23 protein-coding genes and 2 tRNA genes are annotated in these 23,121 nt (G+C 72.0%); 15 read left to right on the forward strand and 10 right to left on the reverse strand.

Going from position 1 to position 23,121, the window contains the following annotated elements:
* Window positions 1–102: 102 nt before the first annotated feature.
* Both AB0H71_RS30555 and AB0H71_RS30560 read left to right on the forward strand, forming a co-directional pair.
* The gene (locus tag AB0H71_RS30555) at window positions 103–2,865 is read left to right on the forward strand and encodes a DEAD/DEAH box helicase (RefSeq protein ID WP_357027793.1); all 2,763 of its coding nucleotides are present in this window, start codon (window positions 103–105) and stop codon (window positions 2,863–2,865) included.
* Window positions 2,862–3,578, forward strand: a complete 717-nt coding sequence (locus tag AB0H71_RS30560; protein WP_357027796.1) for an SWIM zinc finger family protein — start codon at window positions 2,862–2,864, stop codon at window positions 3,576–3,578. The genes AB0H71_RS30555 and AB0H71_RS30560 overlap by 4 nt, the downstream gene beginning before the upstream one ends.
* 168 nt (window positions 3,579–3,746) lie before the next feature.
* Here the strand turns inward: AB0H71_RS30560 and AB0H71_RS30565 are convergent, their stop codons facing one another.
* A complete protein-coding gene (locus AB0H71_RS30565) occupies window positions 3,747–5,234 on the reverse strand; it encodes an NAD(P)/FAD-dependent oxidoreductase (RefSeq protein ID WP_357027799.1) in 1,488 nt (495 codons plus the stop codon).
* Window positions 5,231–6,067: an SDR family NAD(P)-dependent oxidoreductase gene (locus AB0H71_RS30570; RefSeq protein WP_357027802.1), complete on the reverse strand. Its 837-nt coding sequence runs from the start codon at window positions 6,065–6,067 to the stop codon at window positions 5,231–5,233. Before AB0H71_RS30570 ends, AB0H71_RS30565 begins: the two co-directional genes overlap by 4 nt.
* 102 nt (window positions 6,068–6,169) lie before the next feature.
* Between AB0H71_RS30570 and AB0H71_RS30575 the strand changes: the two genes are divergently transcribed.
* On the forward strand, window positions 6,170–6,802 hold the full coding sequence (locus AB0H71_RS30575) for a TetR/AcrR family transcriptional regulator (protein WP_357027804.1): 633 nt from the start codon (window positions 6,170–6,172) through the stop codon (window positions 6,800–6,802).
* Window positions 6,803–6,805: 3 nt separating this feature from the next.
* Here AB0H71_RS30575 and AB0H71_RS30580 read toward each other — a convergent pair whose 3' ends face one another.
* Together AB0H71_RS30580 and AB0H71_RS30585 are read right to left on the reverse strand one after the other, a co-directional pair.
* The gene (locus AB0H71_RS30580; RefSeq protein WP_357027807.1) at window positions 6,806–7,894 is read right to left on the reverse strand and encodes an amidohydrolase family protein; all 1,089 of its coding nucleotides are present in this window, start codon (window positions 7,892–7,894) and stop codon (window positions 6,806–6,808) included.
* A gap of 34 nt (window positions 7,895–7,928) precedes the next feature.
* Window positions 7,929–8,579 (reverse strand): TetR/AcrR family transcriptional regulator, encoded by a 651-nt coding sequence (locus AB0H71_RS30585; protein ID WP_357027810.1) that lies wholly within the window; start codon window positions 8,577–8,579, stop codon window positions 7,929–7,931.
* 87 nt (window positions 8,580–8,666) lie between these two features.
* Here AB0H71_RS30585 and AB0H71_RS30590 point away from each other — a divergent pair, with 87 nt between their 5' ends.
* The 8 genes from AB0H71_RS30590 (at window position 8,667) to AB0H71_RS30625 (ending at window position 15,822) form a co-directional block, all read left to right on the forward strand.
* Entirely contained in the window at window positions 8,667–9,065 is a 399-nt protein-coding gene (locus tag AB0H71_RS30590; protein ID WP_357027813.1) for a Dabb family protein, read from the forward strand.
* A 112-nt stretch (window positions 9,066–9,177) separates the two neighbouring features.
* Entirely contained in the window at window positions 9,178–9,354 is a 177-nt protein-coding gene (locus tag AB0H71_RS30595) for a hypothetical protein (protein WP_357027816.1), read from the forward strand.
* Between the two features lie 126 nt (window positions 9,355–9,480).
* Window positions 9,481–10,323: an alpha/beta hydrolase gene (locus AB0H71_RS30600; protein ID WP_357027819.1), complete on the forward strand. Its 843-nt coding sequence runs from the start codon at window positions 9,481–9,483 to the stop codon at window positions 10,321–10,323.
* Between the two features lie 106 nt (window positions 10,324–10,429).
* On the forward strand, window positions 10,430–11,929 hold the full coding sequence (locus tag AB0H71_RS30605) for a CoA-acylating methylmalonate-semialdehyde dehydrogenase (RefSeq protein WP_357027822.1): 1,500 nt from the start codon (window positions 10,430–10,432) through the stop codon (window positions 11,927–11,929).
* Between the two features lie 2 nt (window positions 11,930–11,931).
* Window positions 11,932–13,071, forward strand: a complete 1,140-nt coding sequence (locus AB0H71_RS30610; protein WP_357027930.1) for an acyl-CoA dehydrogenase family protein — start codon at window positions 11,932–11,934, stop codon at window positions 13,069–13,071.
* Window positions 13,068–14,144, forward strand: a complete 1,077-nt coding sequence (locus tag AB0H71_RS30615; RefSeq protein WP_357027825.1) for an enoyl-CoA hydratase/isomerase family protein — start codon at window positions 13,068–13,070, stop codon at window positions 14,142–14,144. Before AB0H71_RS30610 ends, AB0H71_RS30615 begins: the two co-directional genes overlap by 4 nt.
* The gene (gene mmsB, locus AB0H71_RS30620) at window positions 14,141–15,034 is read left to right on the forward strand and encodes a 3-hydroxyisobutyrate dehydrogenase (protein WP_357027828.1); all 894 of its coding nucleotides are present in this window, start codon (window positions 14,141–14,143) and stop codon (window positions 15,032–15,034) included. The genes AB0H71_RS30615 and mmsB overlap by 4 nt, the downstream gene beginning before the upstream one ends.
* Window positions 15,031–15,822, forward strand: a complete 792-nt coding sequence (locus AB0H71_RS30625; protein ID WP_357027831.1) for an enoyl-CoA hydratase — start codon at window positions 15,031–15,033, stop codon at window positions 15,820–15,822. Before mmsB ends, AB0H71_RS30625 begins: the two co-directional genes overlap by 4 nt.
* A 153-nt stretch (window positions 15,823–15,975) precedes the next feature.
* Here the strand turns inward: AB0H71_RS30625 and AB0H71_RS30630 are convergent, their stop codons facing one another.
* Entirely contained in the window at window positions 15,976–17,076 is a 1,101-nt protein-coding gene (locus tag AB0H71_RS30630; protein ID WP_357027834.1) for a hypothetical protein, read from the reverse strand.
* A gap of 60 nt (window positions 17,077–17,136) precedes the next feature.
* On the reverse strand, window positions 17,137–17,703 hold the full coding sequence (locus AB0H71_RS30635; RefSeq protein ID WP_357027836.1) for a MarR family transcriptional regulator: 567 nt from the start codon (window positions 17,701–17,703) through the stop codon (window positions 17,137–17,139).
* A gap of 90 nt (window positions 17,704–17,793) precedes the next feature.
* Here AB0H71_RS30635 and AB0H71_RS30640 point away from each other — a divergent pair.
* A tRNA-Cys gene (locus tag AB0H71_RS30640) sits at window positions 17,794–17,865 on the forward strand.
* Window positions 17,866–17,899: 34 nt separating this feature from the next.
* Here AB0H71_RS30640 and AB0H71_RS30645 read toward each other — a convergent pair.
* Window positions 17,900–18,706, reverse strand: coding sequence for a hypothetical protein (locus tag AB0H71_RS30645; RefSeq protein WP_357027839.1), 807 nt, complete (start codon window positions 18,704–18,706; stop codon window positions 17,900–17,902).
* Window positions 18,707–18,903: 197 nt separating this feature from the next.
* Between AB0H71_RS30645 and AB0H71_RS30650 the strand changes: the two genes are divergently transcribed.
* Window positions 18,904–19,128 (forward strand): hypothetical protein, encoded by a 225-nt coding sequence (locus AB0H71_RS30650; protein WP_357027842.1) that lies wholly within the window; start codon window positions 18,904–18,906, stop codon window positions 19,126–19,128.
* On the forward strand, window positions 19,125–19,517 hold the full coding sequence (locus tag AB0H71_RS30655; RefSeq protein ID WP_357027845.1) for a type II toxin-antitoxin system VapC family toxin: 393 nt from the start codon (window positions 19,125–19,127) through the stop codon (window positions 19,515–19,517). Before AB0H71_RS30650 ends, AB0H71_RS30655 begins: the two co-directional genes overlap by 4 nt.
* A 96-nt stretch (window positions 19,518–19,613) precedes the next feature.
* On the opposite strand, the gene AB0H71_RS30660 is transcribed toward AB0H71_RS30655, so the two are convergent.
* The 3 genes from AB0H71_RS30660 to AB0H71_RS30670 form a co-directional block, all read right to left on the reverse strand.
* A tRNA-Arg gene (locus AB0H71_RS30660) sits at window positions 19,614–19,686 on the reverse strand.
* Between the two features lie 49 nt (window positions 19,687–19,735).
* The gene (locus AB0H71_RS30665; RefSeq protein WP_357027933.1) at window positions 19,736–20,431 is read right to left on the reverse strand and encodes a DUF305 domain-containing protein; all 696 of its coding nucleotides are present in this window, start codon (window positions 20,429–20,431) and stop codon (window positions 19,736–19,738) included.
* A 2-nt stretch (window positions 20,432–20,433) separates the two neighbouring features.
* Complete coding sequence (locus tag AB0H71_RS30670; protein WP_357027848.1) at window positions 20,434–21,333, reverse strand: DUF3105 domain-containing protein; 900 nt, start codon at window positions 21,331–21,333, stop codon at window positions 20,434–20,436.
* A 94-nt stretch (window positions 21,334–21,427) separates the two neighbouring features.
* Here AB0H71_RS30670 and argS point away from each other — a divergent pair, with 94 nt between their 5' ends.
* Window positions 21,428–23,086: an arginine--tRNA ligase gene (argS, locus tag AB0H71_RS30675; RefSeq protein ID WP_357027851.1), complete on the forward strand. Its 1,659-nt coding sequence runs from the start codon at window positions 21,428–21,430 to the stop codon at window positions 23,084–23,086.
* Window positions 23,087–23,121: the final 35 nt, after the last annotated feature.

Genomic DNA, 23,121 nt, shown 5'->3' on the forward strand with positions numbered 1-23,121 from the left:
ACCGCGGCTGGACGCGGGTCCGCGGCTGCCATCGGGGCGCCGCCCCCTCCCTCCGCGCAGGCAGCGGAAGGGCCTGTCGGAGCCTGGTGCTTGGATGGGCTGATGCTGCACGCTCTGTGGTCGCCCGGCGCGGGCCTGCTGCTGTGGCGTGACGAGCGACCGGGGGCGGTGCCGCCGGAGCCGCTCGGCGGGCTCCTCGCCCGCGCCCGGTTCCGGCACCGCGCCGAGGCGCTGCAACCGGGCGGCGCCGTCGCCGAGGTCCCCGCGCACGCCCTCGCCCCCGCGGCCGCCGCGGAGGTGCTGCGGCAGCGGCTCCCGCCGGAGACCGCCGCGGGCGACCTGCGCTTCCTGGCGCACGTGGCGCACGGCATCGAGCGCTGGGTGCGCGCGGGCCGGGTGGTGCCGCAGCTGCGCCGCGCCGACGGGCAGTGGTGGGCCCGCTGGGAACTCGTCGGCGGCGCCCGCCAGCGCGCCTGGAGCGCCGAGCTCGCCGCGCTCATGCCCGCCGCCCTGCGCCTGCCGGGCCGGCCGGCGGCGGTCCTGGAGGACCTGCTCGCCGAGCTCACCGACCCCATCGCCCGCTCCCTGCTCGGCGGCGCCCCGCGCTCGCAGCACCCGCTCATCGCCGGGCTGCGCGACGACGAACCGGTTGAGCCCGGCGGCTACCGCCCGGCGGAGGTGCTGGAGCGCTGGCGCGCCGGGCTGGAGACCGAGGAGTACGAGCTGGTCCTCCGCCTCGGCGAGCCCGACGGCGACGGCGGCGAATTCACCCTCTGGCGCCTGGAGGTCTGCATCCGCGCCGCCGACGAATCACCGGAACCCGTCGCGCTGCACGGCGACCCGGTCCGCCTGCGCACCGGCATGGCGAAGCTGGAGCAGGCGAGGGCCGCCTACCCGCGGCTGCGCGACCTGCCCGGCGACGACAGCACCCTCGACCTGCTGCTCCCCACCGAGGTGGTGGCCGACCTGGTCGAGCACGGCGCCGCCGCGCTGCACGCGGCCGGCATCCGGCTGCTGCTGCCCCGCTCGTGGACCGTCACCGCCCCCACCCTGAAATTGCGCGTGACCAGCCCGCCCGCCGCGGAGAGCGCCGTCGGGCTGCCCGGCATCCTCTCCTACCGCTGGGAGCTCGCGCTCGGCGACACCGAGCTCACCGAGGCCGAGATGCGCAGGCTGATCACGGCGGAATCGGATCTGGTGCGGCTGCGCGGCGAGTGGGTGCAGGCCGACCGCACGGCGCTGAGCGCGGCCGCGCGGTACGTGGCCGCGCACCGCGGCGACGAGGCGACGCTGGCCGCGCTCTTCGCCGAACTCGCCCGCGAGCGGGTCGACGGCGTGCCGATCACCGAGGTCACCGCCACCGGCTGGGCCGCCGAGCTCTTCGACCGGCACACCGAGACCGCCGAGGTGCCCGACCCGCCCGGCTTCGGCGCCACCCTGCGCCCGTACCAGCGCCGCGGCCTGGCCTGGCTGGCCACCATGAGCAGGCTCGGGCTCGGTGCGATCCTCGCCGACGACATGGGGCTCGGCAAGACGATCCAGGTGCTGGCGCTGCTGCTGCACGAGCGCGCCGCCGCGCCGACGCTGCTGGTCTGCCCCATGTCGGTGGTCGGCAACTGGCAGCGCGAGACCGAGCGGTTCGCGCCGGGGCTGCGGGTGCTGGTGCACCACGGCCCCGGGCGGCTCGCCGGCGCCGCGCTCGCGGCCGCCGCGGCCGAGGCGGATCTGGTGATCACCACCTACGCGCTGCTCGCCCGCGACGTCGCCGACCTCGCCGAATGCCGCTGGGAGCGGCTGGTTCTGGACGAGGCGCAGCACGTGAAGAACGCCGCGACCCGGCAGGCGCGGGCAGCCCGCGCGGTGCCGGCCCGGCATCGGCTCGCGCTCACCGGCACCCCCATGGAGAACCGGCTGGAGGAGCTGCGCGCGCTGCTCGACGTCGTAGTCCCCGGGCTGCTCGGCAGTGCGCAGGCGTTCCGGGCCCGGTTCGCGGTGCCGATCGAGCGGGAGGCCGATCAGAACGCCGTCACCCGGCTGCGCGCCATCACCGGGCCGTTCGTGCTGCGCCGGGTGAAGACCGACCCCGCCGTCATCGACGACCTCCCGGAGAAGCTGGAGATGACGGTGCGCGCGAACCTCACCGCCGAGCAGGCCGCGCTCTACCAGGCGGTGCTCGACGACATGGTGGAGAAGCTGCGCTCCGCCGAGGGCATGGCGCGGCGCGGCGCGGTGCTGGCCGCGCTCACCCGGCTGGCCCAGGTCTGCAACCACCCCGCGCACTTCCTCGGCGACGGCTCGCCGGTGCTGCGCCGGGGGCGGCACCGCTCCGGGAAGCTGGCGCTGCTGGAGGACATCGTCGACGGTGTGCTCGGGGACGGCGAGAAGGCGCTGCTCTTCACAAGGTTCCGCGAGTTCGGCGAGCTGGTGGTGCCGTTCCTCACCGAACGGTTCGGCACCGCGGTTCCCTTCCTGCACGGCGGGGTGGCGCGCGGGGCGCGCGATGCCATGGTCGAGCGGTTCCAGAGCGCGGACGGGCCGCCGCTCATGGTGCTCTCGCTGGCCGCGGGCGGCACCGGGCTCACCCTCACCGCCGCCAACCACGTGGTGCATATGGACCGCTGGTGGAATCCGGCGGTGGAGAACCAGGCCACCGACCGGGCCTACCGGATCGGGCAGCGCCGCGCGGTCCAGGTGCGCAAGCTGGTCTGCGTCGACACGCTGGAGGAGCGGATCGACGAGATGATCGCGCACAAGCGGAGACTCGCGGATCTCACGGTCGGGGTCGGCGAGAACTGGGTCACCGAGCTCGGCACCGACGAGCTCCGCGATCTCTTCGCGCTCGGCGCCGAGGCGGTGGGGGAGTGAGCCCCGTCCGGCGCGGCGCCGGCGCGGCACGGTCTGCGCCGCGGTGGGGGCGGGCTCTGCTGGCCGGGATCGACCGGGTGGGGGAGCACGGCAGGCTGGCGCGGGGGCGCGCGGTGGTGCGGGCGGGACAGGTGCTGAGCTGGCGGGCCGAGCCTGGGGTGGTGGTCGGCGAGGTGCAGGGCAGCCAGCCGCGGCCGTTCACCGCGGCGCTCGTGGTGCGGCGCCTCCGCGAAGAGGAGCTGGAACTGCTGGTCGAGGCGATCCGCGCGTCCCCGGGCACGCTGGTCGAGGTGATCGCCGGACTCCCGCCGGAGAGCCTGGAGCCACTCCTGCTCCCGGACACCGCCGCCGACCTCGACTTCGACTGCACCTGCCCGGATTCCGCGCGCCCGTGCCGGCACGTCGCCGCCGTCTGCCACGTCTTCGCCGACCGCATCGACGAGCACCCGCGCGACCTGCTCACCGTGCGCGGCGTCGACCCGGAGGCCCTGATCGGCGCGGTCGAGCGGGAACGCGACACCGCCGACCCGGCCGACCCGTACGGCGAGGCACTGGAGCTTCCCGCCCTCCCGCGCCCGGCCCCGCGCCCGGCACTGGACGACCTGGACCCGGTCCTGCTCCGCCAGGCCCTGCGCAGCACCGCCGCGGACGAAGCGACAGCCACCGCGGGCTGGAAGGATCTGGCCGCGCTGTACCGCGCGCTGGAGGAGTGAGGAACACCCGGCGCCGGGGCCGAAGACACACCGGGGCTCGTGGGCGGGGCCATCGGGTGTCGAGTGGGGGCCGGAACGTCCCGGCGTCGGGTGCCGTTCTCCAGTGTGATCCGGCTAACCCGCAGCCGGAAGGTAGCGGCGCTGCCCGCCCACTGCCCTACACCCGCCTCAGGCGGCGGCCTCGAACCGATAGTCGCCCAGATCGAAGTGCCCGGCCCGCCACGCCGCCTCCAGCGTGGTGGAGGGCCGCAGCGGCACGTCGCCGTGCTTGTCGAAGTAGTAGCTGTTCGCGGTCGCGCAGCTGTCCTGCCAGAACACCTGCCCGTCCCGGCGCGAGAGCATCTCCCGGAAGTACCGGTCGTTGGCCGCCTCGGTGATCTCCACCCGGGTCGCGCCGCGCTTCCGCGCGTGTTCGAGACAGCGCAGGATGTGCTTCGTCTGGTTCTCGATCAGGGTGAAGTACGAGGCGCCGTTGTAGCCGTACGGCCCGATCACGCAGAAGAAATTCGGGAAGCCGGGAATACTGACCCCCTCGTACGCCTGCAGCCGGTTCTCGTCCCACCACTGCTCCAGGTCGCGCCCGCCGACCCCGCGCAGGTCGAAGGTCGGCATGCTGCCGGACTCCATCACCCGGAACCCGGTGGCCAGGATGAGCACGTCCACCTCGTGCTCCACCCCGGCGGCCGTGCGCACCCCGGTCGGTGTGACCGCGGCGATCGGATCGGTCTCCAGCGCGACGTTCGCGCGGTTGAAGGTGCTCAGGTAGTCGTTGGAGAAGCTGGGCCGCTTGCAGCCGAGCGCGTACCGCGGGGTGAGCTTCGCGCGCAACGCCGGATCGCGCACCGAGCGCCGCAGGTGCGCGTGGCCGATCCGCTCCGCGGCCGCCGCGGTGGGCAGTGTGGCGTAGTAGTGCGCGGCCACCGGGAAGGTGAGCTCCACGTAGGTCTGGCTGGCCAGCCGGGTGAGCAGCTTGCCGCCGGGCAGTTTCAGAGCGAGCCGCAGCGGGCCGGGCAGCGGGGCGTCGGGCCGGGGCAGGCACCAGATGGGGGTGCGCTGAAAGACCGTGAGCTGCTCCACCTCGGGCGCGATGGCCGGGATGATCTGCACCGCGGAGGCCCCGGTGCCGATGATCGCGACCCGCTTGCCGCGCAGCTCCTGGTCGTGGTCCCAGCGCGCGGTGTGCATGGTGATCCCGGCGAACTCCGCGATGCCGGGGATCTCCGGCGGCTTCGGCCTGGTCAGCGCGCCGGTAGCGCCGACGAGGAAGCGCGCGGTGAGCTCGGCGCCGTCGCCGGTGCGCAGCCGCCAGCGGTGCGCGGCCTCGTCGAACTCGGCCCGCTCGATGGTGGTGCCGAAGCGCAGGTGGCGGCGCAGCTCGTACTTGTCCACGCAGGACTCGGCGTACGCCTTGAGCTCCCGGCCCGGCGCGTACACCCGGGACCAGCCGTCCCGCTGCTCGAAGGAGAACTGGTAGCTGAAGGACGGAATGTCCACCGCGACACCGGGGTAGGTGTTCCAGTGCCAGGTGCCGCCGACGCCGTCCGCCTCGTCGACGATCAGGAAGTCGTCGAATCCGGCCCGGCGCAGCTGGATTCCGGCGCCGATTCCGGAGAAGCCGGCGCCGACCACGATGATCTCGTAGTCGGCGGCGCTCACCGGACCAGCCGTTCCATCAGCCCGGCGGCGCGGGTGTAGGCGGTGGGGATGAGCCGCTTCGTCGACCAGGCCAGCTTGGCCTCGACCTGCGGCACCACGTACAGCTCGCCGCCGTCGACGGCGTCGAGCGTGGTCTTCGCGATGGACTCCGGCGGCCGCCCGGTCCAGCGCAGCAGCGGGCCGCCGACCTTCTCGGCGAAGCCGTCCAGCGGCGCCTCGGGGGTGAGGATATTGGTCTTCACCGCCGTCGGGCAGAGCACCGTGACGCTCACGCCGGTGCCGGAGAGCTCCGCCGCCAGCGTCTCGGAGAGCGCCAGCACCCCCGCCTTGCTGACGTTGTACGCCGACATCCGGGGCGCCGTGCCGAAGGCCGCCGCCGAGGCGACATTGACGATCGCGCCGCGCCCGGCCGCGCGCAGCCGCGGCGCGAAGACGTGGCAGCCGTAGATGACGCCCCAGAGGTTCACGTCCAGGGTGCGCTTCCAGTCCTCCAGGCTCACCTCGCCGACCAGCGGGCCGCCCTGGCCGATCCCGGCATTGTTGATCACCAGCGTCGGGGGGCCGCCGAAGAACTCGTCGGCGACCCCGGCCAGCAGCGCCACCTCGTCGGCGGAGCGCACATCGCAGCGGGTCTCCAGCGCCTTGCCGCCCGCCTGCGCGACCAGCTCGACCGTCTCGGCCGCGCTGTCGGTGTCGATATCGGCGACGAGCACCCGCCCGCCGCGCCTGCCGAGCTCGACGGCGAAGGCCCGGCCGATGCCGCTGCCGGCACCGGTCACCACCGCGTCGGCATTCGCGGTCCGCCGGGGGCCGCCGAAGGGATTGAGCCGCATGCACACTCCTCGGGAGTCGTGGGAGGGGCCCAACTGGTGTCGGGTGACCCCATTGTCCGCACCTGCCACCAATAACACGCGGCCGGTGATACTTTGTCAACCGTGGCCGTACCTGTTCCCGCGCGCACCTGGGGTGGCCGCACGGCGGCCGAGCGCAGCGCCGAGCGGCGCGGCCGGCTGATCGACGTGGCGCTCGCGCTGTGGGCGGAGAGCGGCTGGGCGGCGGTGACCATGCGTCAGGTCTGTACCCGCACCGGGCTGAACGATCGCTATTTCTACGAGCACTTCGCCGACCGCGACGAGCTGCTCGGCGCGGCCTGGGACGAGGTCTGCGCCGAGGTCTTCGCGGACCTGGCCGGCGCGGTCACCGCGGAGCAGCCGCCGCTGGAGATCCTGCGCGAGGCGGTGCGGCGCGCCGTTCGCTTCCAGGCCGACGACCACAGCCGGGCCCGCATCCTGCTCGCCGACCACGCCGGCAGCGCGGTGCTCGAACAGCGCCGCAAGCGCATGATCGGCGACGCCACCGACCTCATGATCGAGCTCTCCCGCCCCTACCTGCGTCCCGGCGTGGACGAGACCGACTTCCGGATCAGCACGCTGATCGGCATCGGCGGCTTCGTCGAGCTGCTCACCGCCTGGCGCACCGGCACCATCGAGATCGACGCCGACCGGATCGCCGAGCACATCCACCGGGTCGGCGCGGTGCTCGGCGCCCGCTTCCTGCCCGCGCCCTGAGCCTCAGCCCTCGATCCGGTACACCCGGCGCGCGTTCCCGCCGAAGATCGCGCGCAGCTGCTCGGCGTCGCAGCCGGATTCGGCCAGCACCAGCGCGACCGCCTCGGCACTGCCGGGGATGGTGGTGATGGGCTTGTCCACCGGAAAGTTGGAGCCCCAGATCAGCCGCTCGGCGCCGAAGACGCTGTGCGCCTGCGTGAGCAGCGGCCCGAACCGGTCGACCAGTGCGTCCACCGGCGTGGTGCTGCCGCGCTTCGGCACCGGGTGGCCGAGCACCGGCATGGCGAGGCCGCTCACCTTGGCCAGCACGGCGGGGTGCGCGGCGAGCGCCGCGAGGTCGTCGCGCCAGCGCAGCAGCAGGTCGCGGCGGGCATTGGCGTCGGCGCCGGTGCGGCTGCCGAGCCTGCCGAAGAGCCCGGCCGGGGTGCCGAGGTGGTTCAGCACGATCGGCACCTCCGGGTACCGCGCGGCGAGCGCGGTGACCTGCGGGATCTGGTGCGAGTAGACCCACGCCTCGAAGCCGAGCCCGCGTTCGGCGAGTTCGGCGAAGCCGTCCAGGAAGGCCGGGTTCTGCAGCGCGTCCGGGGCGGGGGTGAAGGAGCGGACGTCCGGGTCCGGGTGGTTGGCGACCATGGTGCGGATGCCGCGCAGCACCGGCGAGGCGGAGGCGTGCGCGTCCAGCAGCGCGGCGAAGCCGTCGGCGGCGGGGTCGGCCGAGGCGATCAGCGCGCTCAGCGCCGGGGTGTCGACGCCGAACGGCAGGCTCTGCACCCAGCGGGTCTCGTCCGCCTTGCCGAGCGGCGCGCTGGCGTGCCAGTCCACCTCGATGTGCACGATGCCCGCCACCGGGAGCTCGCCCGCGTCGGCGCGGTAGTCGGCGGGCAGGTACGGCTTGGTGTAGGCGGTCGGGTCGCCGACGAACTCGCGATCCCGCTTCTTCGCCACCCGGACCGCGAGGTCGATCGGCACCGGCAGGTACTTGAAGAGCTTGGCCAGCGAGCTGAAGTCGCGCGGGGTGCCGAGCGGGTCCCACTGGTGGATGTGCGCGTCGAGGACGCGGAAATCGCCGAGCTCGGTACCGGCCAGCCGCATCCTGGTCTCCTGTCGTCGCGGTGCGCAGCGATTGTCACACGGGCCCGGCGGCGGGTTCCGGTGTTTCGCCGGGTGTGCCGTACGCGGACAGGAACGTGCGCACGGCGGCCGTCGCGATGGTGTCGAGTTCGGCCGCGGGCAGCTCTCGGCTGCCCAGCCGGGAGCGGGACTCCAGTACCCCGGTGAGCAGCGCGAGGAGCTGGTCGGCGGCGATATCCGGATCCGGCGTGCGCAGTTGTCCGGCGAGGGTGAGCCGGGCCAGCCGGTCGGCGAGGGCGGAGCGCAGCCGCACCGAGGTGGCGTCCTGGATCTCGTCGAGGAGTTCGGGGAAGGCGGTGCTCCCGGACAGGGCCAGCCTGCGCAGCGCCCGGGGGCGCTCGTCGGAGCAGGCGGCGAGCAGCAGCTGTGCCGTCTCGGTGAGCGCCCGCGGCACGTCAGCGGCGTCGCGCAGCGGCTCCACCGCCGCCGCGCACACCGCGCCGACCTCGTCGGCCGCGGCGCGCAGTGCGCTGCGGAAGAGCGTCGCCTTGTCCGAGAGGTGGTTGTAGACGGTCGGTTTCGCGACCCCGGCGGCGCTCGCGATCTCCCGCACGCACGCCTGGTCGTAGCCCCGCTCGGCGAAAACCGTGAAGGCGGCGTCGAGGATCGCCTGCCGCTTGTCGATTCGCCCCCTGGTCGCCGTCACCCGGTGATGGTACTGCCGAGCCCGGTCTTGTGGACTTACCAGATAGTTCCCTAAATTGAACCCGTTGGTTCAAAAAGGAGGACTCGGATGATCGTGCATACCTTGCGCTTCAGCTTCCGGCCGGAGACCACGGCCGAGCAGCGGGAGCGGGTGCTCGCGCTGCTGCGCCGCACCGCGTCGGTGGAGTCGGTGTCGTTCGGCACCGTCGGGCGCAGTTTCGGCGATGCCGACGGCTATACGCACGGCTACGTCGTCGGGATCGCCGACCTGGCGGCGCTGGAGCGGTACCTGCACGATCCCGTGCACCTGGCCGGGGATCCGGAGATCGTGCCGCACTTCGCCCGGCTCGGGGTCGGCCCCGAGGTCAGCGACGACCCCGACCCCGAGCTGCCCGCGAAGATCGAGGCGCTGAACGCGGCCAAGATCGCGCGGTACCCGGAGTGGGCCGCGCTGCTGGCGACCATCCCGGAGGTGCGGATCTACTGACCCGCGTCCAGCCCGGTTTCGGCTCGGCTCGAGCACAACCCGCGACTTCCGCGCCCGGACTCGCTGCAATGGCACGACGACCGCGATCCCCGGACCCCGCGAGGTGTGCACCGTGCCGACCCGAACCCGCACCGGCGAACTTCCCGCCCTCGGCAGCGCCGATTCGGCCGGGCTCATCGACCCGCGCGGCACCCGCTTCGCCGTCCGCCCCGAGCCGGAGCCGCGGCCGCAGTTCGCGGGCGCACCGCTGTTCGGGTTGGCGTGGCTGGCACTCGGCGGGCTGGGCTGAGCCGATCTGCCGTCGGGCAAGTCGCGCCGGATCCGCAGGCGGGCCGGACCGGCACCTGCGGGTGGGGCCGGCTGAACCCCCGCTGAACCCCGTGCGTCGCCGTAGCCCGTCCCGGAGAATCCGGGGATGTCCTGGCAGATGCACGTCCTCGCCGGTTTCGTCCGGCTCACCCGGCACCGCCGCTACGCCACCGCGCGCAATGCCCGCGCCTACCTGGCCGAACCCAAGCGCCCGGCACCGCCGCCCGCCCGGATCCGGGAGCGGCTGAGCACCCGCGAGGTCGAGGGCTTCCCGGTGCACACCGTCGAACCGGAGACGCCCCGCGGTGACGGCAGCACCGTTTACCTGCACGGCGGCGGCTACGTCGGCCCCATCGCCACCCAGCACTGGGCCCTGGTCGCCGATATCGCCGAGGCCACCGGCCGCCCGGTGCACGTCCCCCGCTACGGGCTGGCCCCGCAGCACACCGCCCGCGACGCGCACGCCCTGCTCACCACCCTGCTCGCCGAACTCGACGGCCCGGTCCACCTGGCCGGTGACTCGGCGGGCGCCGGCCTCGCCCTCGCCGCCGCGCTGAACGCGAAACCGACCGGCCTCACCCTCATCGCCCCCTGGCTCGACATCGCGCTCACCAACCCGGAGATCCCGGCCCTGGAGCGCCGCGACCCCTGGCTCTCCGCCGCCGGGCTGAAGCTCTGCGGCGAGGTCTGGCGCGGCGACCTCGTCCCGGACGACCCGCTGGTCAGCCCGCTCTTCGGCGATCTCACCGCGCTCCCGCCGACCGACCTCTACGTCGGCTCCCGCGACATCGCCCTGGCCGACTGCCGCCTGCTGCGCGACCGCGCCCCCGCCGTCACCCTGCACGAGGAGCCAGGCGCCATCCACGACTACCCGCTGCTCCCGTTCGCGCCGGAGTGCCTGGCCGCCCGCCGCGCCCTGCTGACCCGTATCGCCACCGCGCTCGGCTGAGCGCGAGGATAATAGTGCGGTGGGTCACATTCGATGACCTACTCGTAATTACTTGGACGTCCAACTATAGGATGCCCGTAGAACTCCCCGAGAGAACAGGACGAACATGGTTCGCGAACTCACCCACTTCGTCGGAGGCCAGCACGTCGCGGGCACCTCCGGCAACTTCGCCGACGTCTTCGATCCGAACCTGGGGCAGGTGCAGGCCAGGGTTCCGCTGGCCAGCAAGTCCGAGGTCGAGGCGGTCATCGCCAACGCGGAGGCGGCGCAGGCGGCCTGGGCGGCCACCAACCCGCAGCGCCGCGCGCGGGTGCTGATGAAGTTCCTCACCCTGGTGCAGGACGAGATGGACAGCCTGGCCGCGCTGCTCAGCTCCGAGCACGGCAAGACCATCCCGGACGCCAAGGGCGACATCCAGCGCGGGCTCGAGGTGATCGAGTTCGCCGTCGGCATCCCGCACCTGCTCAAGGGCGAGTACACCGACAGCGCGGGCACCGGCATCGACGTCTACTCCATGCGCCAGCCGCTCGGCGTGGTCGCGGGCATTACGCCGTTCAACTTCCCGGCCATGATCCCGCTGTGGAAGGCGGGCCCGGCCATCGCCTGCGGCAACGCCTTCGTGCTCAAGCCCTCCGAGCGCGACCCCTCGGTGCCGCTGCGCCTGGCCGAGCTGTTCCTGGAGGCCGGGCTGCCGCCGGGCATCTTCAACGTGGTCAACGGCGACAAGACCGCCGTCGACACGCTGCTGCACGACCCGCGGATCAAGGCGGTCGGCTTCGTCGGCTCCACCCCGATCGCGCAGTACATCTACGAGACCGCGACCGCCAACGGCAAGCGCGCGCAGTGCTTCGGCGGCGCCAAGAACCACGCCATCATCCTCCCCGACGCCGACCTCGACGACGTCGCCGACCAGCTGATCGGCGCGGGTTACGGCTCCGCGGGCGAGCGCTGCATGGCCATCTCGGTGGCGGTTCCGGTCGGCGAGGAGACCGCGGACCGGCTGCTGGAGAAGCTCACCGAGCGGGTGCACAAGCTCAATGTCGGCAAGTCCGACGACCCGGGCGCCGATTACGGGCCGCTGGTCGGCAAGGACGGCGTCGACCGGGTGAAGAAGTACATCGACATCGGCGTCGAGGAGGGCGCCGAGCTGGTGGTCGACGGCCGCGGGCTGGTGGTCGACGGCGCCGAGGACGGCTACTTCGTCGGCGCGACGCTCTTCGACAAGGTCACCTCCGAGATGCGCATCTACAAGGAGGAGATCTTCGGCCCCGTGCTCGCCGTGGTCCGCGCCAAGGACTACGAGGAGGGGCTGCGCCTCGCCAACGAGCACGAGTACGGCAACGGCGTCGCCATCTTCACCCGCGACGGCGACACCGCCCGCGACTTCGCCTCCCGGGTGCAGGTCGGCATGGTCGGCATCAATGTGCCGATCCCGGTGCCGATCGCCTACTACACCTTCGGCGGCTGGAAGCGCTCCGGCTTCGGCGACCTGAACCAGCACGGCCCGGACTCGATCCGCTTCTACACCAAGACCAAGACCGTCACCCAGCGCTGGCCCTCCGGCCTCAAGGAGAGCAACGCGTTCGTGATTCCCACGATGGAATGACCATGTTCGACCTGGACGAGGACGAGCGCGCGATCCGGGACACGGCTCGCGAGTTCGCCGACGAATTCCTCGCGCCGAACGCACTCGATTGGGACGAGCGCAAGCACTTCCCGATCGACGTGCTGCGCAAGGCGGGCCCGCTCGGGCTCGGCGGCATCTACGTGGGCGAGGAGCACGGCGGCTCCGGGCTGCGCAGGCTGGACGCGGTGCGCATCTTCGAGCAGCTGGCCACCGGCTGCCCGGCCATCGCCGCCTACATCTCCATCCACAATATGGCGACCTGGATGGTGGACCGCTACGGCGACGACGAGCAGCGCAAACGCTGGCTGCCCGGGCTGACCTCGATGCAGCTGCTCGCCAGCTACGCCCTGACCGAGCCCGGCGTCGGCTCGGACGCGGCGGCGCTGAGCACCAAGGCCGTGCGCGACGGCGACGACTACATTTTCAACGGCGCCAAGCAGTTCATCTCCGGGGCGGGCTCGACCGACGTCTACGTGGTCATGGCCCGCACCGGCGCGCCCGGCGCGGGCGGCATCTCGGCCTTCATCGTCCCGGCCGACACGCCGGGGCTCTCCTTCGGCGCCAACGAGAAGAAGATGGGCTGGAACGCCCAGCCCACCAGGCAGGTCATCTTCGAGAACGCGCGCGTGCCCGCCGCCAACCTGCTCGGCAACGAGGGCGACGGCTTCCGGATCGCCATGAACGGGCTGAACGGCGGGCGGATCAACATCGCCGCCTGCTCGGTCGGCGGGGCCCAGGCCGCGCTCGACAAGACCGTTCCCTACCTGGCCGAGCGCCAGGCCTTCGGCAAGCCGCTGCTGAAGAACCAGGCGCTGCAGTTCGACCTCGCCGACATGCGCACCGACCTGGAGGCCGCCCGCACCCTGCTCTGGCGGGCCGCGGCCGCGCTGGACGCGGACGCCCCCGACAAGGTGGAGTTGTGCGCGATGGCCAAGCGGTTCGCCACCGATGCCGGGTTCGAGGTTGCGAACAAGGCGCTGCAGCTGCACGGTGGCTACGGCTACCTGGCCGAGTACGGAGTCGAGAAGATCGTGCGCGACCTGCGCGTGCACCAGATTCTCGAGGGCACCAACGAGATCATGCGGGTGGTCGTCGCCCGCGCGGTGGTAGGAGCGGCATGAGCGATGTTCTGATCGAGGTCAGGGACGGGGCCGGGTTCATCACCCTGAACCGGCCGAAGGCCATCAACGCGCTGAATCACGAGATGGCGCTCGCCATCACCGAGGCGCTGCGCGCGTGGGCCGATGACGACGCGGTGCGCACCGTCGTCGTCACCGGCGCGGGGGAGCGCGGGCTCTGCGCGGGCGGCGACATCGTCGCCATCCACTCCGACGCCAAGGAGCTGGGCGGCGCGACCGGCGCGGCGGCGGCCGACTCCGCTACCGGGACGTTCTGGCGCGACGAGTACATCCTGAACGCGCTGATCGGCAGCTATGCGAAGCCGTACGTGGTGGTCATGGACGGCATCGTGATGGGCGGCGGCGTCGGGCTCTCCGGGCACGGCAGCCACCGCATCGTCACCGAGCGCTCCAAGATCGGCATGCCGGAGGTCGGGATCGGCTTCATCCCCGACGTCGGCGGCACCTACCTGCTCTCCCGGGCGCCGGGCGAGATCGGCGCGCACGTCGCGCTCACCACCGCCCGGATGACCGCGGGCGATGCCATCGCGGCGGGCTTCGCCGACTACTACGTGCCCTCGGAGCAGATCCCGGCCCTGCTGGACACCCTGCGCACCGAGAGCGCCGACGACGCCATCGCGAAGTTCGCCACCGCCGCGCCGGAGTCGGTGCTGGCCGGGCAGCGCTCCTGGATCGACGCCGCCTACAGCGCGGACACGGTCGAGGAGATCGTGGCCCGGCTGCAGGCCGACGAGGCACCGGAGGCCAAGGCCGCCGCCGCGGACATCCTGGGCAAGTCGCCGGTGGCGCTCAAGGTCACGCTGCGCTCGCTGCGCCGCGCCCGCGAGCTCGGTTCGCTGGAGGCGGTGCTGAACGAGGAGTACCGCGTCTCCATCGCCTCGCTCGCCTCGCACGACCTCGTCGAGGGCATTCGGGCGCAGGTCGTCGACAAGGACCGCAACCCGCAATGGCAGCCCGCCACCCTGGCCGAGGTCACCGACGGGCTGGTGGCGGAGTACTTCGCCGAGCTCGGCGATCGGGAGCTCGGGCTCACCACATCGGAGGACGAACAGTGAAGATCGGATTCCTCGGTCTCGGCCACATGGGTGCGCCGATGGCCGCCAATCTCGTGAAGGCCGGGCACGACGTGCTCGCCTTCGACCCGGTGCCCGCCGCACAGGAGCAGGCCCGCCGGGACGGCGCCACCGTCGTGCCGACCGCCGTCGAGGCGGTGGCCGGGCGCGAGGTGGTCATCACCATGCTGCCCAACGGCAAGCTGGTGCTCGACGTCTACGGCGACATCCTGCCCGCCGCCGAGCCGGACACCCTCTTCATCGACTGCTCCACCATCGACGTCGCAGACGCCAAGACCGCGGCCGAGCGCGCGGTCGCGGCCGGGCACCGGGCCCTGGACGCCCCGGTCTCCGGCGGCGTCGCCGGCGCCGCCGCCGGCACGCTGACCTTCATGGTCGGCGGCGCGGAGGCGGACTTCGCGGCCGGGCTCCCGGTCCTCGAGGTCATGGGCGGCAAGGTGGTGCACTGCGGCGGCGCCGGTGTCGGCCAGGCCGCCAAGATCTGCAACAACATGCTGCTCGGGGTCTCCATGGTGGCGCTCTCCGAGGCGCTGGTGCTCGGCGAGAAGCTGGGGCTGAGCCACCAGTCCTTCTACGACGTGGTCTCCACCGCCTCCGGCCAGAGCTGGTCGCTCACCACCTACTGTCCGGTGCCCGGCCCGGTGCCCACCAGCCCCGCGAACAACGACTACCAGCCCGGCTTCGCCACCGCGCTCATGACCAAGGACCTCGGCCTCGCCGCGAACGCGCTGCGGGACAACGTGGTCGACGGGCAGCTCGGCGCGCTCGCCGCGGAGATCTACACCCGCTTCAACCAGACCGATGCGGCGCGGGACTTCTCGGCTATCGTCACCGATATCCGTGACCGCTCGAACCAGGAGGCCTCCGAGTGACCGATTTCGAGACGATCCTGCTGGAGCGCAAGGGCACCGCGGAGACCGGTGTCGTCGGCTGGATCACGCTGAATCGGCCCAAGGCGCTGAACGCGCTGAACGCGCAGGTGCTGGACGACGTCCTCGCCGCGCTGGACGAGCTGGAGCGCGACGACGAGGTCGGCGCCATCGTGATCACCGGGTCGGAGAAGGCCTTCGCGGCCGGCGCCGACATCAAGGAGATGCAGCCCAAGTCGTACATGGACATGTTCCTGGACGACTACTTCGCCAAGTGGGAGCGGCTCGCGCAGTTCCGCAAGCCGACCATCGCCGCGGTCGCCGGGTACGCGCTCGGCGGTGGCTGCGAGCTGGCCATGATCTGCGACATCCTGCTCGCCGCCGACACCGCCAAGTTCGGGCAGCCGGAGATCAAGCTCGGGGTCATTCCCGGTATCGGCGGGTCGCAGCGGCTGACCAGGGCGATCGGTAAGGCCAAGGCGATGGATCTGGTGCTCACCGGGCGGAATATGGGGGCCGAGGAGGCCGAGCGGGCCGGGCTGGTGGCCCGGGTCGTTCCGGCCGCCGAGTTGCTCGATACCGCGCTGGAGGCGGCGCAGGCGATCGCCTCCATGTCGCTGCCGGTGGCGATGATCGCCAAGGAGTCGGTGAACCGGTCCTTCGAGACGACGCTGGCCGAGGGGCTGCGGTTCGAACGGCGGGTGTTCCACTCGCTGTTCGCGCTGGAGGATCAGAAGGAGGGCATGAGTGCCTTCGCCGAGAAGCGGAAGCCGAAGTTCGTGAACCGCTGAGCTTTTCGCTCTCGCGTGCCCCGGTCCGGGTTCGGGCCGGGGCGCGTCGTGTTTCGGCCCCGGGCACGCGGCGTTTCCGTTCGGTGCCGCGTCCGGGGCGGACGCCCTCGAACCTCGCCGGGGCCGGGGGCCGAGCCGGGCGCGCGTGGCGTTTCAGCCCGGGGCTGTGGTCGGAGTGTCGGCCATTTCGATGGTGGCGGCGGGCGGTGCGGCGGGCGCGGGCGCGTCCCGGTCGAAGATCAGCAGCCCCGCCACGGTGGCGCCGAGTACGACGGTGACACCGGCCGCGGCCAGCACCGCGCGCCGGTTACCGCGGTGCCCCGGCCCCGCCTGCCTGGCCTGCCTGGCGGCCGCCGCCTTGGCCGGCAGTGCGGCCAGCGCCGCCCCGACCCGGCGCCGCCGCATCCGCACCTCCCCACCCCGGTGCCCGGCCGCGACCAGCACCGCCCCGCGCGCCGAGACGTACTCCGGCTCCGGGTCGTAGATCACCGGCAGGTCTACCAACCCCGCCAGCTCCGCCCGCAACTCCGGATTGCGCGCGCACCCGCCGAGCAGCACCAGCGCGTGCGGCGGCTCCTCGGCATCGTCCACCAGCCGCTGCACCAGCGTCGCCGAGCGCCGCACGCTCTGCGAGCACAGCTCGGCCAGGTCACTGCGGGTGATGACGGCCCGCCCGCCGGTATCCGGGTCGCTGGCGGTGACCACCTTGGCCCGGCTCAGCGCCTCGCGGTGCCCCCGGATCGCCTCCTCCGCGGGCTGCACACCGTCCTGCGCGAGCCGCTGCCGGAGCAGCGTGTCGTAGCGGTCGCCGCTCACCGCGGCGCTGTGCAGGCTCTCCAGCACCGTCTCGGTGGCGGTGTCGGCGTGCGTCAGGGTGAGCCCCGAGCTGCCGAGGTCGTAGAGCAGCACCGGCGCGCCGTCGCTCACCTGCCCGGAGAAGCGCAGGTAGCGCAGCTGGGCCAGTGGCTCGTCCACGATGGTGACCCGCTCGGTGCCCGCTGCGGCCCGCACGGTGTCGGCGTGCGGCGCGCAGCGGCAGGTGACCGCCGTCCCGGTGATCAGCTCGTCGCGCGCGCTCGCCGCCGCGCGCATCAACCGCACCGCCTCGAAAACGGCCGCCTCGACATTGTCCGGGGTGCCCGGCACGTGGCAGCGATCGATGGGCGGCAGGTGCGGCTGATCCGAATGCGTCAGTACCGCGCGGGCGCCGCCGGCACCCGCCGATACCCCCAGCACCAGCACCATGCCGTTCATGGTGGACCCTTTCCGGCACCGTGCCAAGCTCGGGCCGGTATCGGTTCGCTCGGGCCGCCGTCAGTCCGGGCTGCGCACCCGGTCGCGGGCCGGCGCCCAGTGCGCCGGGTCCTCGCCCGCGTCGAAGTCACCCGCCGCCCGGCGGAACTCCGCGAGCAGTTCGAGCAGCGCCTGCAGCCGGTCCGGCGCCAGCCCGGGCAGCGCGAAGACGGTGCTGTTCAGCGCCTCGGTAGCCGCCGCGACCAGCGCCCGCCCCGCCTCGGTGATCTCGATCAGAATGGCCCGGCGATCGCTCGGGTGCGGCACCCGCAGCACCAGCCCCGCCGCCTCCAGCCGGTCGACGGTATTGGTGACGCTGGTCGGATGCACCTGCAACCGCTCACTCGCCTTCGCCATCGGCACGGCCCCCGTGCGGCTGAAGCTCAGCAACTGGAGCAGCTCGTACCGGGAGAAGGTGAGACCACTCGGTTTGAGCGCCTCGTCCACCCGCGCCATCACGATCTGCTGCGCCCTGACCAGCGACGTCACCGCCGCCATCCCGTCCGCCACCGCGCCCCAGCCGTGCGCCGTCCACTGGCGGTGCGCCTCCGCGATGGGATCCTGCGGCAGCGGTCGTGGGCGGGACATGGGAGTGATCATATCGGCGCCCCCTTCGAATCACCCTGAGTGCAACCGTGTTCCCCGATCGGGTGATCCAGCAGGATCTACTCCAGTCGCGCGGGCGTGGCTGAGTGGTTGAGGCGACGGTCTGCAAAGCCGTCTACGCGGGTTCGATTCCCGCCGCTCGCTCTTTCCGGCAGGGTGCCGTTCGCACCCTGCCCCATCAGGCCTGATCCTCCGCGGAGCAGACCTTCCACGTGCCGTCTTCCTTCTTCACGTGCTCCTCGGTGTCGGTATCGGTATCCGGGTCTTCGCCCGGCAGCGTCAACGTCATCCGCCCGGAGATGGTCGCCGTGGCCCGATCCCCGGTGATGACGATGTTCTTGATCTCGTTGATCACCACCGACACCTGCGTCTGGTCGAACTCCTTCTTCTGCTCCTCGCTCAACGCCTCGAATTCGGCCCGATCACCGCTGCACGCCGTCGCCGCGGCGGCCGCGAAGCCGTCCTCGCCGAGGGTCTCGTAGAAGTCGCGGATCGCCACCTCGATCTGTTTCTCGTCCGAGGCGAGGGGGGTTCTGCCCTGTGCGGTCAGCACGATGCCCGCGGTGATGCCGCCCAGGATGACCACAAGGAGGAGGGTGAGGGCGATGATCAGCCCGGTTCGCTTCTTCCGCGGTGGTGGATAACCGGGCTGCTGCCCATACCCCGGCTGCCCCCACTGCTGCCCGTAGCTGGGCGGCTGCCCGTAGCCCTGCTGCGGGTTCGCCCCATACCCGGGCTGAGCGTTTCCAGGATTCTGTCCATAGCCAGGTTGAGCGTATCCGGGACTCTCGCCATAGCCGGGCTGCTGATAGCCGGGATTCTGCCCGTATCCGGGCGGCACATTGCCCGGATTGGATCCGTAACCGGGCTGCTGTCCGTAGCCGGGCTGCCCCTGCTCGGGCCCATACCCACCCGGCGAATACCCGGACTGCGGCCCCCACCCCTGATTCGGATCCGGCTGCGACCCATACGGCGGATAGCTCATAGCGTCCTCCAACCCGGCTGTCCCCGCAGCCTACGGCAGCCCCACCCGCTCCGCCCGCTGCTCACGCCCCGGCTCTGTTCGAATCGGTGCGAAGATCTTCGAGGGCCCTGCTTGATAAGATGCATGAACTAGCGCATGCAGAAGGGTGGGCAATGGCGACTGTGCAAGTACGAGACGTGCCAGATGACGTGGCGGCAGTGATCGCCGAGAAGGCCCGCGCCGAGCACAAGTCGGTGTCGGCCTATCTCCGCGATCTGATGACGGCCGACGTCCAGCGCGAGCTGCAGCGCCGCGCGATCGCCACGTGGGATGACGAGCTGAAACAGACCCAGCAGCGGTTGGGGATCACCGGCCAGGGATCACCCTCTGGCGCCGAAGTGGTGCGCGAAGTCCGGGACGACTACGCCCGGGGGCAGGAGTGATCGTCGTCGACGCATCGGTCTGGGTGGACCTGCTGCGCGGAATTCTCCAGCCCGGCTATGCCGAGCGAATCCGGATCGCCGGATGCGTAGCACCTCCGCACGTCGATTTCGAGGTCGGCTCCGCTCTCGTCCGTTTGGCGCGGCGAGGTGCGCTGGAAGTCGAGCAGGCGCACGGCCTGATCGCCGCGTTCAGCACTCATCCGGTGGAACGGATCCGTGAGCCGAGGGATTCGATTGCCGCCCTGGAACTGATCGACAATGCCACCTACGCGGATGCCTGGTACATCGCACTGGCCCAGCGCCTCGCCTACCCGCTCATGACCCTGGACGACGGGATGCAGAAGGCGGCACGAATCCACGGCGTCGAGGTCGTGGGTGGCCTCGGTTGAGGGCGGCTTCGCTCCCGCCGGTCGACCGGGCTGGAGCTGGGTGACCGCCGGAACGACGAAGGCCCCGATCACAAGCGATCGGGGCCTTCGGCCAAGTGCCCTCGGCAGGAATCGAACCTGCGGCCTTCTGCTCCGGAGGCAGACGCTCTATCCCCTGAGCTACGAGGGCGGGATAGCGGGATGAAGCGTAACGCATGGCGCACCACCCCACCAAAACGTCAGTTGAGGGGCAGTGGTTTCGCGCCGCGGGCGGCGAGCATGCCGCTCATGAGCTGGGATTCGCCCTCCTGCGTCTGCACCATGGTGCCGGCCAGGCTGCGGACGGGGGTGGTCTCGGCGTGGTCGGCGGCGTAGCGGATCATCTCCAGCCCGCCCTGGTGGTGCCGGAGCATGAGCTGGAGAAACAGCGTGTCGAGGCCGGGGCCCATGGCTTGGCGGAGGCTGGCGAGTTCTTCCTGGGACGCCATGCCGGGCATCACCGCCACGGGGGCGGCCGCGGTCGAGGAGACGCCGTGCGAATGGCCGCCTTCGGGGGAGGTCATCCAGGTCATGTGGCCGTCGGTGCTCTGCGCGGGCTCGCCCCACAGCTGCAGCCAGCCCTGCATGCGGCCGACCTGGTTCTGCTGGGTGGTGAGGATGTCGTAGGCGAGCCGTCGCACGTCGGTGTCGGTGCTGCGGACGAGCACGACGCCCGCCATCTCGACGGCCTGCGCGTGGTGCGCCGACATGTCCTGCAGGAAGCCGACGTCGACCGGGCCGGGGTCGGGCTGGCGGGCGCCGTCGATGGGGAGCCGGGCCAGCGCGCCCAGCGCGAAGCCGATGAGCATCGCGCCGAGCACGCCGAACACCAGCAGCGCGGTGCGCTGGCGGCGGAACTGGCCCGCCAGCGAATCCGGGGCTGTCTCGGTCTCCACGCTCACTGCGGCACGCCGGGCGTGCCCGGCACCGGGAACTCGTTCCCCGGCATCCCGGGCAGGCCGGGAATGCCGCCGGGCAGCCCGCCACCGAGCTCACCCTGGTCGGGGGTCAGCCCGGAGCCGTCCATGGGCACGGCGTCGGGCCCGGGCGGGGTGGCGTCGAAGGGCGGCGGGTTGTCGGTGTCGAACGCGATGGTGGAGCAGTCCGCGCCGACCTCGGGGTAGGTGTAGTTGTTCAGCCGCAGCGCGGTGATGAACTGGCCGATCCGCTTGTCGTCGGCGCTGTCCACCTTGAGCTGGTGCCCCCAGGATTGCAGCGAGACCGCGGAGTCGAGGCCCGGGAAGGGCGACATCAGCGTGTACGGCTTGCCCTCGACCTTGGCGGCCAGGGTCTCGATGCCGTCGCTGTCCACCTTGTCGGGGTTGTAGGCGATCCAGACCGCGCCGTGCTCCAGCGAGTGCACCGCGTTCTCGGTGCGCAGCGCCTTGTCGTAGACGACGCCGGTGCAGGTGGCCCAGGACGAGTCGTGCGGGCCGCCGAAGGCCGGCGTCTTGTCGTAGGCGACGCGCTGGGTGGGGCCGATGTGCAGCCCGGCCGGGTACTCCTGCTTGACCACGCCGTCGATCTGGTCCGACGGGTCCTGGCGCTCGGCGCTCGGGGTGAAGCGATCGAGCTCGGCCTGCTCCTGGTACTTGGGGACCAGGTTGTAGGCGAGCGCGCCGACGAGTGCGACAATGACCGCGGCCGCGCCGATCGTCAGCCAGGGGATCTGCCGCTTCTGCAGGCCGCCGCTCTTGCGGTCGCCACCTTTGCCGGACGGTGCGACCTTCCCGGCGGCGCGGACGGCTTTCGCCGACTTGGAACCACCGGACGACCTCGGGGCGTTACTACTCGGCATCGCTCGCTGTGCTTCTTTCGACGTGACGGATGGGGCGTGGCCGCGCGGTGCCCACCTGCGGTGCACACCCGCCGAGACCATAGGATAGAGACTCGTGACTCCAGCTGACCTTGCAGATCTCCTTCGCGGTACCGCGGCGAAGGTGCTCGTCGAACGCGGGCTCGATCCCGCTGTGCTGCCCGACGAGGTCACCGTGGAGCGTCCCCGTAATCCCGAACACGGCGACTATGCCACGAATCTGGCGATGCGCGTCGGGAAGCCCGCCGGGGTGGCCCCGCGCGACCTGGCATCGTGGCTGGCCGAGGCGCTTTCCGCGGCCGACGGGGTGGCATCGGCCGAGGTCGCGGGGCCGGGCTTCCTGAACATCCGGCTGGCCGCCTCGGCGCAGGGCGCGATCCTCGAGCAGGTGCTGGCGGCGGGCGCGGGCTACGGCACCGCGCGGGCGCTCGCGGGCACCAGGATCAACCTGGAGTTCGTCTCCGCGAATCCGACCGGCCCGGTCCATCTCGGCGGCACCCGCTGGGCCGCGGTCGGCGACGCGCTTGGCCGGATCCTGGCCGCGCAGGGCGCCGAGGTCACCCGCGAGTACTACTTCAACGACAACGGCGCGCAGATCGACCGCTTCGCGCAGTCCCTGGTCGCCGCCGCCACCGGCGCCCCGACCCCGGAGAACGGCTACGCCGGCGCCTACATCGGCGAGATCGCCGCGACGATCACCGCCGCGCACCCGGGCGCCGCCGAGCTGCCCGAGCGGGAGCGGCTCGAGCTGTTTCGGCGCGAGGGCGTCGAGCTGATGTTCGCGCAGATCAAGCAGGCCCTGCACGACTTCGGCACCGACTTCGACGTCTACTTCAACGAGTCCTCGCTCTTCGCCTCCGGCGCGGTCGAGCGCGCGGTGCAGACGCTGAAGAACTCCGGCGACCTGTACGAGAAGGACGGCGCCTGGTGGATCGCCAGCTCCGCGTACGGCGACGACCAGGACCGCGTGGTCATCAAGAGCGACGGCACCTCCGCCTACATCGCCGGTGACATCGCCTACTTCCAGGACAAGCGGGCCCGCGGCTTCGACCTGTGCATCTACATGCTGGGCGCGGACCACCACGGCTACATCGGCCGGCTCAAAGCGGCCGCGGCGGCGTTCGGCGACGACCCGGCCACCGTCGAGGTGCTGATCGGCCAGATGGTGAACCTGGTGCGCGACGGCCAGGCGGTGAAGATGAGCAAGCGGGCAGGCACCGTCGTCACCCTCGACGACCTGGTCGAGGCGATCGGCGTCGACGCCGCCAGGTACTCGCTGGTGCGCAGCTCGGTGAACTCCAGCATCGATATCGACCTGAACCTGTGGACCAGCCAGAGCACCGAGAACCCGGTGTACTACGTGCAGTACGCACACGCCCGCACCGCCTCGATCGGGCGCAATGCGGCGGAGTTCGGCTTCGACGCGGTCGCGCCCGACCTGGCGCTGCTCACCGCCGACGAGGAGGGCGAGCTGATCCGCACCCTCGGCGAGTTCCCCCGGGTGCTCGGCACCGCGGCCGAGCTGCGCGAGCCGCACCGGGTGGCCCGCTACCTGGAGGAGCTGGCCGGCGCCTACCACCGCTTCCAGACCAACAAGACCCTGCGGGTGCTCCCGCTCGGCGACGAGCCGGTCTCGCCGACCAACGCGGCGCGGCTCGTGCTGGTGAACGCGACCGGGCAGGTGCTCGCGAACGGCCTCGCGCTGCTCGGCGTCACCGCCCCGGAGCGGATGTGAGCACCCCCATCGCCGGCGCGCACCGCGCGGCCAGG

This window comes from Nocardia sp. NPDC050697 (assembly GCF_040654395.1).
Lineage (GTDB): Bacteria > Actinomycetota > Actinomycetes > Mycobacteriales > Mycobacteriaceae > Nocardia.